Origin of the sequence: Teichococcus aerophilus (assembly GCF_014490485.1) — a bacterium.
Lineage (GTDB): Bacteria > Pseudomonadota > Alphaproteobacteria > Acetobacterales > Acetobacteraceae > Pseudoroseomonas > Pseudoroseomonas aerophila.
The window spans coordinates 1-13,666 of the sequence record NZ_JACTVA010000010.1 but is presented as its reverse complement, the minus strand read 5'-3'; the positions used below and the strand labels follow the sequence as shown (position 1 = coordinate 13,666).

At 70.1% G+C, this 13,666-nt stretch carries 13 protein-coding genes; 6 read left to right on the top strand and 7 right to left on the bottom strand.

The window, feature by feature from the left end; genetic code table 11:
• Positions 1 to 47: 47 nt before the first annotated feature.
• The 3 genes from IBL26_RS07880 to IBL26_RS07870 all read left to right on the top strand — a co-directional run bounded on the left by IBL26_RS07880 (position 48) and on the right by IBL26_RS07870 (position 3,079).
• A complete protein-coding gene (locus tag IBL26_RS07880; RefSeq protein WP_187783929.1) occupies positions 48 to 908 on the top strand; it encodes an FAS1-like dehydratase domain-containing protein in 861 nt (286 codons plus the stop codon).
• A 54-nt stretch (positions 909 to 962) separates the two neighbouring features.
• Entirely contained in the window at positions 963 to 1,937 is a 975-nt protein-coding gene (locus tag IBL26_RS07875; RefSeq protein ID WP_187783928.1) for a Bug family tripartite tricarboxylate transporter substrate binding protein, read from the top strand.
• Between the two features lie 146 nt (positions 1,938 to 2,083).
• Positions 2,084 to 3,079 carry an MBL fold metallo-hydrolase gene (locus tag IBL26_RS07870; protein WP_187783927.1) on the top strand — a complete coding sequence of 332 codons (996 nt, stop codon included), beginning with the start codon at positions 2,084 to 2,086 and terminating at the stop codon, positions 3,077 to 3,079.
• Between the two features lie 107 nt (positions 3,080 to 3,186).
• Here IBL26_RS07870 and IBL26_RS07865 read toward each other — a convergent pair whose 3' ends face one another.
• Positions 3,187 to 3,837, bottom strand: coding sequence for a pyridoxamine 5'-phosphate oxidase family protein (locus IBL26_RS07865; RefSeq protein ID WP_187783926.1), 651 nt, complete (start codon positions 3,835 to 3,837; stop codon positions 3,187 to 3,189).
• A gap of 109 nt (positions 3,838 to 3,946) precedes the next feature.
• On the opposite strand from IBL26_RS07865, the gene IBL26_RS07860 reads away from it, so the two are divergent.
• Entirely contained in the window at positions 3,947 to 4,855 is a 909-nt protein-coding gene (locus tag IBL26_RS07860) for a LysR family transcriptional regulator (RefSeq protein ID WP_187783925.1), read from the top strand.
• 326 nt (positions 4,856 to 5,181) lie between these two features.
• The gene (locus IBL26_RS07855; RefSeq protein ID WP_187783924.1) at positions 5,182 to 5,670 is read left to right on the top strand and encodes a hypothetical protein; all 489 of its coding nucleotides are present in this window, start codon (positions 5,182 to 5,184) and stop codon (positions 5,668 to 5,670) included.
• Between the two features lie 440 nt (positions 5,671 to 6,110).
• Here the strand turns inward: IBL26_RS07855 and bluB are convergent, their stop codons facing one another.
• The 4 genes from bluB to IBL26_RS07835 form a co-directional block, all read right to left on the bottom strand.
• The gene (gene bluB / locus IBL26_RS07850) at positions 6,111 to 6,749 is read right to left on the bottom strand and encodes a 5,6-dimethylbenzimidazole synthase (RefSeq protein ID WP_408901905.1); all 639 of its coding nucleotides are present in this window, start codon (positions 6,747 to 6,749) and stop codon (positions 6,111 to 6,113) included.
• A gap of 24 nt (positions 6,750 to 6,773) precedes the next feature.
• A complete protein-coding gene (locus tag IBL26_RS07845) occupies positions 6,774 to 7,790 on the bottom strand; it encodes an NAD-dependent epimerase/dehydratase family protein (RefSeq protein ID WP_187783922.1) in 1,017 nt (338 codons plus the stop codon).
• A gap of 2 nt (positions 7,791 to 7,792) precedes the next feature.
• Complete coding sequence (locus IBL26_RS07840; RefSeq protein WP_187783921.1) at positions 7,793 to 10,048, bottom strand: glycosyltransferase family 4 protein; 2,256 nt, start codon at positions 10,046 to 10,048, stop codon at positions 7,793 to 7,795.
• 321 nt (positions 10,049 to 10,369) lie between these two features.
• Entirely contained in the window at positions 10,370 to 11,140 is a 771-nt protein-coding gene (locus IBL26_RS07835) for a tRNA1(Val) (adenine(37)-N6)-methyltransferase (protein WP_187783920.1), read from the bottom strand.
• A gap of 161 nt (positions 11,141 to 11,301) precedes the next feature.
• On the opposite strand from IBL26_RS07835, the gene IBL26_RS07830 reads away from it, so the two are divergent.
• Complete coding sequence (locus IBL26_RS07830; RefSeq protein WP_187783919.1) at positions 11,302 to 12,333, top strand: polyprenyl synthetase family protein; 1,032 nt, start codon at positions 11,302 to 11,304, stop codon at positions 12,331 to 12,333.
• Positions 12,334 to 12,591: 258 nt separating this feature from the next.
• On the opposite strand, the gene IBL26_RS07825 is transcribed toward IBL26_RS07830, so the two are convergent.
• Entirely contained in the window at positions 12,592 to 13,224 is a 633-nt protein-coding gene (locus IBL26_RS07825; RefSeq protein WP_187783918.1) for a hypothetical protein, read from the bottom strand.
• Between the two features lie 126 nt (positions 13,225 to 13,350).
• On the bottom strand, positions 13,351 to 13,666 hold a 316-nt coding region (locus tag IBL26_RS07820; protein WP_456316404.1), incomplete at its 5' end, for a hypothetical protein.

Below are 13,666 nucleotides of genomic sequence, written 5' to 3'. Positions count from 1 at the left end.
CGGGCGCGAAGGGGCCTGGATAGGCGTGCGTGGACGGAGGATCGGCGATGAATGAGGATGGCGTGGGCAGTTATGCCGCCTGGGTGGGACGGGCGGAGGAGCAGCACGACACCGTCTCCGCCGGGGCGCTGGAGCGCTGGGCGGCGACGCTGGACCGCGATGACCCGCCGGTGGCGGCGGGCGATGCGGCGCCGCCCTTGAGCCACTGGATCCTGTTCCTGCCCGGTGCGCGGCATTCGGCGCTGGGGGTGGATGGGCACCCGGCGCGGGGCGGGTTTCTGCCGCCGGTGCATCATCTGCCGCGCCGCATGTGGGCGGGGGGGCGGCTGCGCTTCCATGCGCCGCTGCGGGCCGGCATGGCGGTGACGCGGCGTTCCACCATCGCCGACGTGACGCAGCGGACGGGCGGCACCGGGGAGCTGGTGTTCGTGACGGTGCGGCACGAGGTGCGGGAGAGCGGGCAGGAGGCGCTGCTGCTGACCGAGGAGCATGACATCGTCTACCGCTCCGCCGACACGGTGGCGGCCAAGGCGGCGCCGCAGGCACCGCCGCCGGGGGCGTGGCAGCGCAGCCTGGTGCCGGATGCGGTGATGCTGTTCCGCTATTCCGCGCTGACCTTCAACGGCCATCGCATCCATTACGACCGCGATTACGTTACGCGTGAAGAGGGATATCCTGGCCTGATCGTGCATGGGCCGCTGGTGGCAACGTTGCTGCTGGACCTGGTGCGCCGCCAGATGCCGCAGGCACGGGTGACGGGGTTTTCCTTCCGCGCGGTGTCTCCCCTGTTCGACGGGGCGCCGGTGACGCTGCACGGACAACCGCCGGATGCGGAGGGGCGCGTCGCGCTCTGGGCCACCAACCCCGGCGGCGGGCTGGCCATGCGGGCGGAGGCACGCATCGGCTGAGGCAGAAGCCCGCCGCCACATCGTCCAACCAGGAAGAGACCAGGGAGGAACAGGATGATCGGGCGCAGGAGTTTGATGACGGGGGTGGCGCTGCTGGCGGCGCCTTCGCTGGTGCGGGCCTCCACCTGGCCGGAGCGGCCGGTGACGATGCAGGTGCCGTTCGCCGCCGGTGGGCCGACTGACGTGATGGCGCGGATCATGGCGCAGAAGCTGGGCGATGTGCTGGGGCAGGCGGTGCCGGTGGAGAATATCGGCGGTGCGGGCGGTATCCTCGGCACGCAGCGGACGGCGCGGGCGGAGCCGGATGGCTACACGTTCGGCCTGGGGCACATGGGCACGCTGGCCGCCAACACCGCCTTCTACAAGCAGTTGCCGTATGACCCGCTGGAGAGCTTCGAGCCGCTGGGGCTGTTCGCGGTGAACCCGATGGTGCTGGCGGTGCGGCCGGGCATGGGGCGCAACCTGGCGGAGATGCGGCAGTGGATCGCGCGTAACCCGGCGCGGCTGACCATCGCGACGGCGGGGACGGGGTCGGTCTCCTATCTCGGGGCGTTGTTGTTCGACCGGGCGGTGGGGGCACAGGCGACGCTGGTGCCGTATCGCGGTGCCGGGCCGGCGTTGCAGGACACAATGAATGGCGTGACGGATGCGATCGTCGACCAGGCCGTCACGGTGATTCCGCATGCGACGGGGGGCACGTTGCGGGCGCTGGTGGTGACGGTGCCGCAGCGGCTGGACCAGATGCCCGCCGTACCCACGGCGGCGCAGGCCGGGCTGCCGGGCTTCGACATCACCGTGTGGAACGCCGCCGTGGCGCCGCGTGGCACGCCGGAGGCGGTGACGCGGCGGTTGACGGAGGCGATCAACGCCGTGTTGGACGATGAAGCTGTGAAGGAGCGCTTTGCCGACATGGCCATCCAGATCCCGCCCGAGGAGGAGCGCGGGCCGGAGCCGCAGCGGGCGTTGATGGTGCGCGAGATCGCCCGTTGGGGGGCGCTGACGCGCGAGGTGGGCGTGGAGCCGGAGTGAGGCCGCGATCCGCGAAACGTGTGGTTTTGACAAGAATCTCCGTCATCTTGGTGATGGAGTGGCGGGGGCGGAACAGCTAGGCTCCACCCCGCCGGCCCGATGCGTGCGCGAGAGACGCGGCACGGGACCGGCGAGGAGGATCGACCATGAGCCTGCAACGACGCGCCCTGTTCCGTGCGGGCGCCGGCCTTGCTGCCGGTGCCGCCATCCTGCAACGCCCGGCGCTGGCCGCGGCGCCTTTCCAGAACGCCGTGCCGGCGGCCTGGTACCGGTTCCGCTTCGGCGAGTACGAGGCGACCATCGTATCCGACGGCCGGTTGCCGTTGGGGAAGCCGGAGCCGGCTTTCCCGGCTTCGCCGCCCGATGAGATCGTCGGGCTGCTGCGCGCCAATTTCCTGCCGCCGGATGCGGCGACGCTGGAGCAGAACGCGCTGGTGCTGAATACCGGGCGGCAACTGATCCTGTTCGATACCGGCATGGGCGACAGCATGGGGGCGGACAGCAAGATGTTCGGCCCGACCACCGGGCGGCTGATGGGCAATCTGCGCGCCGCCGGCATCCAGCCCGAGCAGATCGACCTGGTGGTGCTGAGCCATGCGCATAGCGACCATTGCTGGGCGTTGGTGGATGCCGCCGGCAACCGGAATTTCCCCAACGCGCAGGTGGCCGTCAGCGAAGCCGACCTGAAGTACTGGACGGACGACGCCAACAAGCGTGGCCCGGCCTTCATGACCACCTTCATCGACGGGGCGAAGAAGAACCTCTCCGCCTATCGCGACCGGATGATCATGGTGCGGGACAAGGCGGAAGTGGCGCCAGGGATCGTGGCGCTGGCGACGCCGGGGCATACGGTGGGGCACCATTGCTATGCCATCACTTCCGCCGGGCAGACCATGGTCTATACGGGGGATCTGGCGCACCACCACATCCTGCTGCTGCAGCGGCCGATGTGGGAATTCTCCTTCGACACGGACCCGAAGCTGTCGGCGCAGTCCCGCTCCCGCATGCTCGACCAGTTGGCGACGGATAAGTTTGCCGTGCTGTCCTACCACTTTCCATGGCCGGGGCTGGGGCATGTGGTGAAGGCGGGGGAAGGCTATGGCTGGATACCGGAGCCGATGGACCTGACCGGCACGGGGTGACGGGCAATCGCCCCACCGGCGTGACGGGCGGCCGGGGAGGGGACTTCCCGGCCGTCTTGCGTTGCGGGCCTGGTGGGGTTGGGGCGGCGGATGCCGGTGGTGGCCTGTCAGGGCTTGGGGGTGGTGGCTTCAGGGTGGAACTGGCGGCGGAGGCGTTCGTTCTCCGCCTTCAGCGCGGCCATCTGGTCCCGGACGGGGGCGAGGGCGGTGTCCAGTTCGGACTGGGTGAAGCGTGGCGTGATGTGCTGCGGGCAGTTCCAGTCGAACGCCTCGACCGTGATGAGGGCGGCGCGCTCGACCCGGGCGGGGTAGCCCGGCATGGCGAGTTGCTGGGCGAGGGCCGGGTCCGCCCGGGCGTCGATGACGCGCATATGGCCGAAGATCTTCAGGCGGCGCTGGTGGGCGTAATCCATGAGGAACAGGGAGACCCGGTCCTCCGCCTGGATGTTGCCGACGGTCAGGTATTGCCGGTTGCCGCGCAGGTCGGCGTAGCCGAGCGTTCGGTCGTCCAGCACCTTCAGGAAGCCGGACGGGCCGCCACGGAACTGGACGTAAGGCCAGCCGGCCTCCGAGACGCTGGCGAGGTAGAAGCCATCCCGTGCGGCGATGAACTGTGCCTCGGCCGGGGTGAGGCGGTCGTGGCTGGCGGGTTCGCCCGCGCCTTCGGTCGCGCGGGCCCATTGGGGGGCGCTGCCGTAATGCTCGCGGGCGGCCGTCACCGCAGGGGTGGTGGCGATGTCCAGATAGCGGTGGCGCATGGGGGTCCTCCTGCCAAGGGGTCGTTGGCGGATGGGAAGCTAGGCCTTCCGGTTTCTGCGCGGTACCGTGGGAAGGTGGGAGTGTTCCTGCCGGAAAATGGGAGGGAGCGTGGACCGGTTCGATGCGATGGCGGTGCTGTTGGCGGTGGTGGAGGCGGGCAGCCTTTCGGCGGCGGCGCGGCGGCTGCGGGCTCCGCTGACCACGGTGAGCCGCAAGGTGGCGGAGTTGGAGCGGCATCTGGGGACGCAGTTGCTGGTCCGCTCCAACCGCCGGGTTGTGTTGACCGATGCGGGGCAGGCTTACGTCGCTGCCACGCGGCGCATTCTGGAACAGGTGGAGGAGGCGGAGCGGCAGGCGGCGGGCGAGTACCGCGCGCCGCGCGGCGAGTTGCATGTGACGGCGCCGATGCTGTTCGGGCAACGGCACCTGTTGCCGGTGGCGCTGGCCTTCCTGGCCGAGCAGCCGGAGATCACGTTGCGGCTGATGCTGGCGGACCAGCAAGTGAGCCTGGCGGACGAGCATATCGATGTCGCGCTGCGCATCGGCCATCTGGCGGACAGCGCGCTGGTGGCGACGCGGGTGGGGACGGTGCGGCGGGTGATCTGCGCATCGCCGGCCTATCTGGCGCGGCGCGGGGTGCCGCTTATGCCAGAAGACCTGGCGCGGCATGACGGCATCAATTTCCAGGGCTTCGCGGCATCGCCGGAATGGCGGTATCGGCGGGACAGCCACAGCGTCATGGAAGCCAAGCCGAGGCTTGCGGTGAATACGACGGAGGCCGCCATCCAGGCCGCGTTGGCCGGTGTCGGCATCGTGCGTCTGCTGTCCTACCAGGTTGCCGAGGAGGTGAAGGACGGGCGGCTGCGGGTTGTGCTGGAGGCGTTCGCGCCGGAGCCGCTGCCGGTCAGCCTGGTCTATGCGCCTGCGGAGATTCTGCCGCTGAAGGTGCGGAGTTTCCTGGACTTCACCATACCACGGCTGCGGGCACGGATGGCAGAGATGGAGGGTGGACTCTGATGACTCGCGTTGTGGGCGGTGGGCTCGCGGAGGAATGGTAGGCCGGGTGCGTGTTGCGGGTGCGTCGTGCTGGGTTTGCGCTGCGATGCTGGCGCTTGACGTCGGTTCGTTCGGTGGTCGGTAGAATGTGAGCGTTGAAGTGCACCTTACGGTAGAGTTTGATTGGTTCTTCTTGCTGGCACGATCTTTCTGTACCGCGTGATACTTTGATGTGGAGATCACGAGAGTATCAGCGCTGTTTCGGTGCCCTCACGTCTTCGTGGCTTTGCTGGCCCGATCCTGACATGTTTTTCATGTTGTCGGAAACAACGAAGGAAGGAGGAACCATGCTGTTCGAAGACGGCGGCGACACCATCACGGTTTGGAATGCGGAAGGTTTTGGCAGCCCGGCGGTGCCGGCGCCGGACTGGGGCCCTGCCGAGCCGTTGTTCAATTTCGACTACGAGGCTTTCCAGGAGGTCATGGTCGCGCAGTATCGCGAGACGGCGTTCGATCCCCTGTTGAGCCATGGCGAGCATTTGAGCTTTGCCGGGGCGGCGCTTGCCGAGGGATTTGCCGCGGGTGAGGCCCATGCGGCGGCAGAGGCCGAGCCGGTGCCAACGGTGAGCGTGGGTACGCCCGAGACCATCTATATCGATCATACCACGGGCGCGGGCTATTTCGGTGGCGGCGGCTTCGTGGGTGATGGCGGCTTCGGCGGCTTTGGTAGCTTCGGCGGCGGGTTCTCCGGCGGTGGCGGTGGCGGCGGCGGGGGTGGCGGCGGTGGCCGGACCCCGACCGTGACCGTGGGTGAGGTGGAGCAGGTGGCGGAGTAAGTTCCGCCCCGGCTTCCTGCTGGAGAAAGGGGGAGGGCTTGCCTTGAGAGGCGGGTCCTCCCTGGCCTGTTTATGGGTGCTGAGGCGTTGGTTGAGGGCGGATGGGCGGCGCGGCGGTCGGCTTTGAAGAGGTGCTGCGGCAATCAGCAAGGTTTCGCAGCGGTGGCGTTTTATGCTGCCTGGTCCGGCTGGAGCAGTGTCCGTTCGCACAGGCTTCCTTCAACTGCTCCGGTTTGTTGTTTTAGAGATCGTTTTCACGCCATCGGGTGAGTCCGCCCGATGGAGATGTGCTGCAGTGGCGCCGGAAGTGGTTGCGGAAGCTTGAGGTGCGCCTGCGATGCCGGTCCCTCGCGGTGTTTCCCACTGAGATTTGGCGGACGTGTATCGCGCAGGTGCGGTGATGCGGCGTCGTAGGCGTGTATCGGCGTGGTGCTGGGTGGTTAGCGGTGCAGCAGGCGCGATTCCGCCGGGGTGCGGTGTTCCCAGCCTTCGCGTTCCAGTTCCGGCTGCTGTTCCGCCGTGGCGGGGTAGCCGAGGCAGAGATAGCCGATGAAGGCCCAATGGGCGGGAATGTCGAGCGTCGTGGCGATGGATGTCGGGTCGAGGATCGAGACCCAGCCGAGCCCGAGCCCGTGGGCGCGGGCGGCGAGCCAGAGCGTGTGGATGGCCATGGCGGCGGAGTAGGCGGTGGTTTCCGGCATGGTGGCGCGGCCGAGGCCGTGGCCTTGCCGCGGGTCGGGTTCGGCGAAGACGGCGAGGTGGCAGGGGGCCTGGTCCAGCCCGGCGAGCTTCAGCCGGGCGTAGGTGGCGGCACGGTCATTGGCCTGAGTGGCGAGGGCCTGGGCGTTGGCGGTGGTGAAGTTGGCGCGGATGGCGGCACGGCGGGCGGCGTCCCGCACCAGGACGAAGCGCCAGGGCTGGCTGAGGCCGACCGAGGGGGCAAGGTCGGCCGCCTGCAGCAGGGTATCCAGCAGGCCGGGTGGCAGCTTCGTGGGCTGGAAGTGGCGCACGTCCCGCCGCCAGCGGAACAGCGCATCCAACTGGGACTGGAAGGCGGCGTCGAATGCCGGCGCCAGGATGGGTGGCATGACGGTGGGGCGGGTTCAGCGGATCTGGTGGTATTCGCGGTACCAGTCGACGAAGCGCTTCAGGCCCTCGTCCAGCGGCGTGCGGGGAGCGAAGCCGATGGCGGCGCGGAGGGCGGAGACGTCGGCCCAGGTGCGCTCCACATCGCCGGGTTGCATGGGGACGTCCTGGCGGTTGGCGGTGCGGCCGGTCAGGCGCTCCAGGATTTTGAGGAAGTCATCCACCTTCACGGGCGTGTCGTTGCCGATGTTGAAGATGCGGTGGGGGGTGGCGGGGGCGACGCGGCCGGGCTCGTCCGGCTCGGCGGGCGGGTGCAGGGTCAGGCGGGCGATGGCCTCGACGATCTCGTCCACATAGGTGAAGTCCCGCCAGACGTTGCCGTGGTTGAAGACCTGCACGGGCGCGCCGGAGAACAGGGCGCTGGTGAAGCCCCAATAGGCCATGTCCGGCCGCCCCATGGGGCCGTAGACAGTGAAGAAGCGCAGGCCGGTGGCGGGGATGCGGTAGAGATGCGCGTAGGTCTGGGCCATCAGCTCGTTCGCGCGCTTGGTGGCGGCGTAGAGGCTGACGGGCTGTTCGACCGGATCGCGCTCGCTGAACGGGACCTTGGTGTTGGCGCCGTAGACGGAGGAGGAGGAGGCGTAGACGAGGTGGCGCACCGGCGTTTCCCGCGCCGCTTCCAGCACTTCCAGGAAGCCGTCGAGATTGGCGGCGGCGTAGGCGCGCGGACGCTCGATCGAATGGCGGACGCCGGCCTGGGCGCCGAGATGGACGACGTAGTCCGGTTTGCTGTCCCGCCACAGGCTGGCGAGAGCGCCGGCTTCGGAGAGTTCGACGCGGTGGAAGGCGAAGTTGGGGTTGGGGCGGAGCAGGTCCAGCCGCGCGTGCTTCAGGGCGGGGTCGTAATAGGCGTTGATGTTGTCGCAGCCGGTGACGCGCGCGCCTTCCGCCAGGAGGCGTTGGCAGAGGGCGGCGCCGATGAAGCCGGCGGCGCCTGTGACGAGCACATGCGCGCCGGCGAGAGTATGGTTCATGATCAGGTCAGGGCCGGGGAGACGGGGTTGAGGCTGTGCTCTTCGAGCATGCCGAGGCGGGCGGCGTGGTCGTCCAGCCGGCAGAGCATGAAGCCGAGCAGGCCGACGCCGAGGCGTCTCGCCTCCCCATACTGCAAGGCATAGGGGCCGTCACCACTGTCCAGCTCGATGCTGAGGCTGGTGCCGGGCAGGGCGGGCAGGTCGAACAGGCAGATGCGGGGCTCGCCGGCGGGCAGGCTGACAAGGAAGGGCTGCGCCTGGCTGCCCTCGGAGTGAAAGCGCAGCTCCACCTCCATGTCGGCGGGCGCGCGCATCTCCAGGTAGAGGCGGAGGGGGGCGTCGGTGCCGGCGGGGAGCGGCAGGCGCAGCGTGGCGAGGCCGGCCATGGTGGAGACGCCCCATTCCTCCAGCGGGTACCAGCCGGGGCCTTCGCGCACCAGCTCGGCCATGGCGGGGGCGAGGGCGGGGGTGGGGCTTTCCATCCGCCGCAGCTTGTAGTGCTGGCCGAGCGCGACGGTGGCCGCTTCCGCCACCGGGCGGACGGGCTGGGCGGCGAGGGCGCGAATGGCGTCCAGCGCCTCGTCCTTCACCGCGTCCCAGCTGCGGGGCTGGCCCTTGGCGCGGATCAGCGCTTCCTGCGCCGCGCGGTAGGCGGGGTCGAGGATGACTTTCTCCAACGTTGCCGTCAGTTCCGGCAGGCTTTGCGGGGTGAAGTAGGTGGCGACGTCCCCGCCCGCCTCGGTCAGTGCCGAGTGGCGGGGGGTGATGGTGACCTTGCCGTGGGCCAGCGCCTCGGTGATCGGCAGGCCCCAGCCTTCGTAGTGGCTGTTGTAGACGGTGAAGGCGCAGCGGTCGTACAGCGCGTCCAGTTCCTGATCCGAGACCTGGGGGAGCAGCAGGACGTGGCGCTGCAGTTCGGGCGAGGTTTCCAGCAGCTTCAGGGCGGCATCGGCGTGCCAGCCGGGCTTGCCGACGCAGACGAGGCGGGGGATGGCCTCGGCGCCGTGCTCGCGCAGCAGCTTCAGCCAGGCGTTGAAGACCAGCAGGTGGTTCTTGCGGCTTTCCAGCGTGGCGACGAACAGCGCGAAGCTTTCATCGTGGCGGAGGGCGCGCAGGGCCTCCATCGGCGCGGCGTTGCCTTGCGGGGGCAGTAGGCCGCGCGGGTCGGCATCGAGGCGCACCACGTGGGTGGGGGGCGTCAGGCCGGGGCGCAGCGCTTCCATGTGCCGGCGCAGGTCGTCGCGGGTGTTTTCCGAATTGCAGAGCAGGCCGTGGGCGTGCAGGCCGAGGGCGCTGAACCAGCGGACATAGGAATGTACCAGGCCGGTGAGGCAGTGTTCCGGCACGATCAGCGGCACGCAGTCATGCACGAAGGGTACGTAGCGCACGCCGTGGTCCCGTTGCGCCTGGCGCAGGGCGCGGAAATAGTCAGTCAGGCTCCAGGAATTGCCGAGATTGACCAGCAGGGCGTCGCGCGGGAAGCGCATGGCGCCTGTGGCGTTCAGCAGGCGGCGGACGGCATCGCGCATCCCGGTCCATTCCGGGTCCTGCGTATCGGCGCCGGCGGCGGAGAGGGCGCAGAGGCGGGTGAAGGCGTGGCGGTCCACCGCCTTCCAGACGCGCTGGCGGGGTTCGAAGTATGCGAGCGAGATGGCCATCCCGGCGGCGGGCGCGGTGAGGGCGCGGGTGATGATGCCCGACTGCACGCGCTGGATGCCGGTGGGGGTGCGGCGGTCGTTGAAGTATTGCAGCAGGTCGGTGACGTCGAACACCGTGGCGATGGCCGCATCCGCCGGTTGCGGAACGGGCAGGAACGGCGCGAAGCGCGGGTCCTTATCACGTTCGCGCGAGAGGGCGGCGCGGTCGGCTGCATCGATCTCCGGGCCGGTCAGCCACTCGGCGGTAGCGGCGGCCTCGACCCGCGCGGCGGCGCTGGAGGGGTTCATGGCCAGGGCGCGGTGATAGGCGCGGGCGGCATCGTGCCAGCGGCCGAGCACCTTCTGCGCGTGGCCGATCTGGACCTGGAGGTCGGCGTCGTCCGGGGCCAGGGCCTCGGCCTCCCGGTAGCGGGCCAGGGCTTCGGCGACCTTGCCGCCTTCCTTCAGGCAGTGGCCTTCCTGGACGATGATAGTCCAGTCGTTGGGGCGCAGGATGGTGAATTGGCGGTAGGCGTCGGCGGCGCCCATCCAGTCCTTGTCCCGCCTGTGAGCGTCCGCCTTGGCCAGCAGGGTATCCGGGTCGATGATCGGGGATGCCATGTCGTTCAGGGGGCCTGTGCGTCTTCTTGTGGACGGGGGTTCAGTCCTAAGCCAGGCGGTGGGGCAGGGCAAATGGCAAGCCGTGCCGCGTGGAGGCGGTGCGCGGCCTGGCGCGGGGCAGCGCGGGAGACCGGAGGCGGGCCGCAGCCGGAGGTTGTACCGGAATGCGGGGATCGGTGCTCAGCTTCTTGCAGGCGAAAGGCCTGGGCTGCGCTGGGGAATTTCGATGCGGTCCCGGCCGCCGGGCGGATGCGCGGCGGGCCGTCCGTTCGGGATGGGGTGCCCGGGTGCGGTGCGGGCCGGGCCGGCGAGGCGCCGCGGTCAGCGCAACGGTAGGGCGGCGGCGTCGCGGAGGATGGCGTTGGCCTGCGGGCTCCAGCCCGCGTCGTCATGCAAGGCGAGGCCGGGGTGCAGGTGGTCCGGCTGGCGGCTGTGCTTGCGCGCCTGCACCAGCATGCGGCGGGCGGGCTGGCCGGCGCGTGGCCAGCAGGGCAGCAGGGCCAGGCCACCGCAGCGGGCGGCATGCAGGGCCAGGGCGGCTTCGGTGAGGCGGCCGGCGGGCAGCACGAAGGTGAGGCTGCCCTTGTGGGCCAGCGGGGCGGCCAGGGCGGCGGCCCACAGTTCCAGTGCCGGGCCGTGGCCCAGATGCGGCGGGCCTTCATGCGTGGCGGCGGCGCGCAGGCGGGTGGGCGGGCGGGTACCGCCGGGCCAGTAGGGCGGGTTGGCGCAGGCGTGGTGGACCCGCCTCTCCTGCAGCAGGGCGGGGTCGGTGATGTCCCCGGTCAGGATGGTGACGCGGTCCGCCACGTTGTTGGCGGCGGCGTTGTGGCGGGCGAGCTCGGCCAGTTCCGGTTCCCGCTCCACGGCCAGGATGTGCAGGTCCGGTACGCGGGCCAGCAGGCAGAGGAAGACGGCGCCGGTGCCGCAGCCTGCTTCCAGCACCGTCTGGCCCGGGCGGGCGGGGATGCTGGCGGCGAGGAGGACGGCATCCAGCCCGGCGCGCAGGCCTTGCACGGGTTGGCGCAGGCGGACGCGGCCGCCCAGCAGCGTGTCCTCGGTCGTGTCGCCCGTGGCGTCCGGGAGCGGGGGCATGCCGGGCTACTCCTTGGATGGCCTTGGGGATGGCCTTGGGGATGGCCTGGGGGATGGTCCAGGGCCGGGTGCGAAAGGGCCGGGCGGGATTGGGGCGGTCGGCTTGCTGGGCCGGGGCCCGGCCGGTATGGTGCGCGCGCCAGCAAGAGGTCAATCCCCGCGTGAGCTCCCCCGCCGTACAGACCCGCGCCGACCAGGCTTCCGCCCCGAACGGGGAAGATGCGCTCACCGCCCTGGTGGGGTTGGTGCGCGAGGATCTGGAGGCCTGCAATCGCCAGATCGTCGAGCGGATGCAAAGCCCGGTGGCGCTGATTCCGCAGCTGGCGGCACATCTGATCGCGGCCGGTGGCAAGCGGTTGCGGCCGTTGCTGACGCTGGCCGCCGCGCGGATGTGCGGCTATCGCGGCGACCGGCATGTGCGGCTGGCGGCGTGCGTGGAGTTCATCCACACCGCCACGCTGCTGCATGACGATGTGGTGGATGAGAGCGACCTGCGGCGCGGCCGGGCCAGCGCCAATGCGGTGTTCGGCAACCAGGCCAGCGTGCTGGTCGGCGATTTCCTGTTCGCCCGCAGCTTCGAGCTGATGGTCGAGGACGGATCGCTGGAGGTGCTGCGTATCCTGTGCGGCGCCAGCGCCACCATTGCCGAGGGCGAGGTGCTGCAGCTGGTGATCCAGAACGACACGTCCTCGACCGAGGAACAGTATCTCGACGTGATCGAGGGCAAGACGGCGGCGCTGTTCGCGGCGGCGACGCGCGTGGGTGCCGTGGTGGCCGACCGCCCGGTGGCGGAGGCCGAGGCGTTGGACGCCTATGGCCGCAACCTGGGCATCGCCTTCCAGCTGGTGGACGACGCGCTGGATTATTCCGCGCAGCAGGAGAAGTTGGGCAAGACGGTGGGTGACGATTTCCGCGAGGGGAAGATCACGCTGCCGGTGCTGCTGGCGTTCCAGCGCGGCGACGAGGCCGAGAAGGTGTTCTGGCGCCGCGTGCTGGAAGAGAAGCAGCAGGAAGAAGCTGACCTGCCGCATGCGCTGGCGCTGATGCAGAAGCACCAGGCATTCACCGATACGATCGGCCGGGCCCGCATGTATGGCGACAAGGCCATCGCGGCGCTGGACGGCTTCCCGGACAATGCGGAGAAGCGGGCGTTGGTGGGCGTGGTGGAGTTCTGCATCGCCCGGGCGCACTGAGGGCCGCAGGTATTGCGCTGATGGTGTGAGCCCGAGCCTGCTGCGTTCGCATTCGGTCACGCATCCTGCTCGACGCCTTTGGGGGACCGCGTGCTTCAGCTCTCGGGGATTCCGCCCCAAGCCATCACGCCGGCTCCACGCCAGATTTGAAAAAAGAAGATGGGGCCGGGGAATTCCTTCCCCGGCCTTTCTTGGTTCCTGCGAGGTTTCGGCAGGAAGAACGCTAGGGGATGACCTCCCCCGGCGGCGATGTCGGCGTCAGATCTGGCGGTCGCCCAGCGGGCCGCCGGGGACCAGCGGGTCGTTGATGCCGCCGGTGCGGCGGGTGCGGGTGTCGACGGAGGTTTCCTCGTCGTAGCCCTGCCAGCCGCTGGCGCGGTAGTCGGCCTCACGCGCGTTGATGTCCACCGGGTTGTGGCGGGCGAGGATGGCTTCCACTTCGGAAGAGCGGCCTTCCTCGACGCGGGCGGTGACGATGCTGCCGCCGCGGCGCATGCCCTCGGCGTAGATCGGTGCTTCACGCTCGCTGACGCCGTGGCCGGTCAGGCTGCCGACGAGGCCGCCGGCGACCGCACCGGTGCCGGCGCCGACCAGTGTGGTGGCGAGGGCGCCGGCCGCGACCAGCGGGCCGATGCCCGGGATGGCGATGGCGCCGAGCGCCGCCGCCAGGCCGGCACCGCCGCCGAGGAAGGTGCCGAGCGCGGCGCCAATGCCGGTGCCGCTGCTGGTGGCTTCGGTACGGTCATGATGCGTGGCGGGGTCGGCGCTGGTTTCCGGGTTGGCGGCGACGATGCCCAGATCGTCATGCGCGAAGCCGGCGGCTTCCAGATCGGCGATGGCGGCCATGGCCTGGTCCCGCGTATCGAACATCCGGGTGATGGTGCGTTGCATGGGGGCGTTCCTTGTTGGGCCGGATCGTGTCCGGCCACCGATGTGGTTATGGCGTGGCGCTGTGCCGGCGGCGGGCCGGGCTTGCGGCCGAGGCGGGCGGCCGCCGTTCAGGCGGCCGCGCTTGGCCTAGCGGCTGGCGGCCGGGGCGTTGCCGACGACGACATTGCCCTGGAAGTCCAGGCCGACATCGCTGCGGGTGCCGTTGCGCATGGCCTGGCCGCGCCAGACGCCCTGGTCGTCCTTCCGCAGGTTCTGGACGTCGGTATAGCCAGCGCCCTCGATACGGCTGCGGGCCTGGCCTTCGGTGAAGCTGTTGGCGCCGGCGGCCGGGGTGGCGGTGGTAGGCGTCGCATCGGTGCGCGGGGCGGCGGCGCCGGGGGCTGCGCTCGGGGCTGTGCCCGGGGCTGCGGTCGTGCTGCCGGTGGCGCCGGGCGCCGTGCCC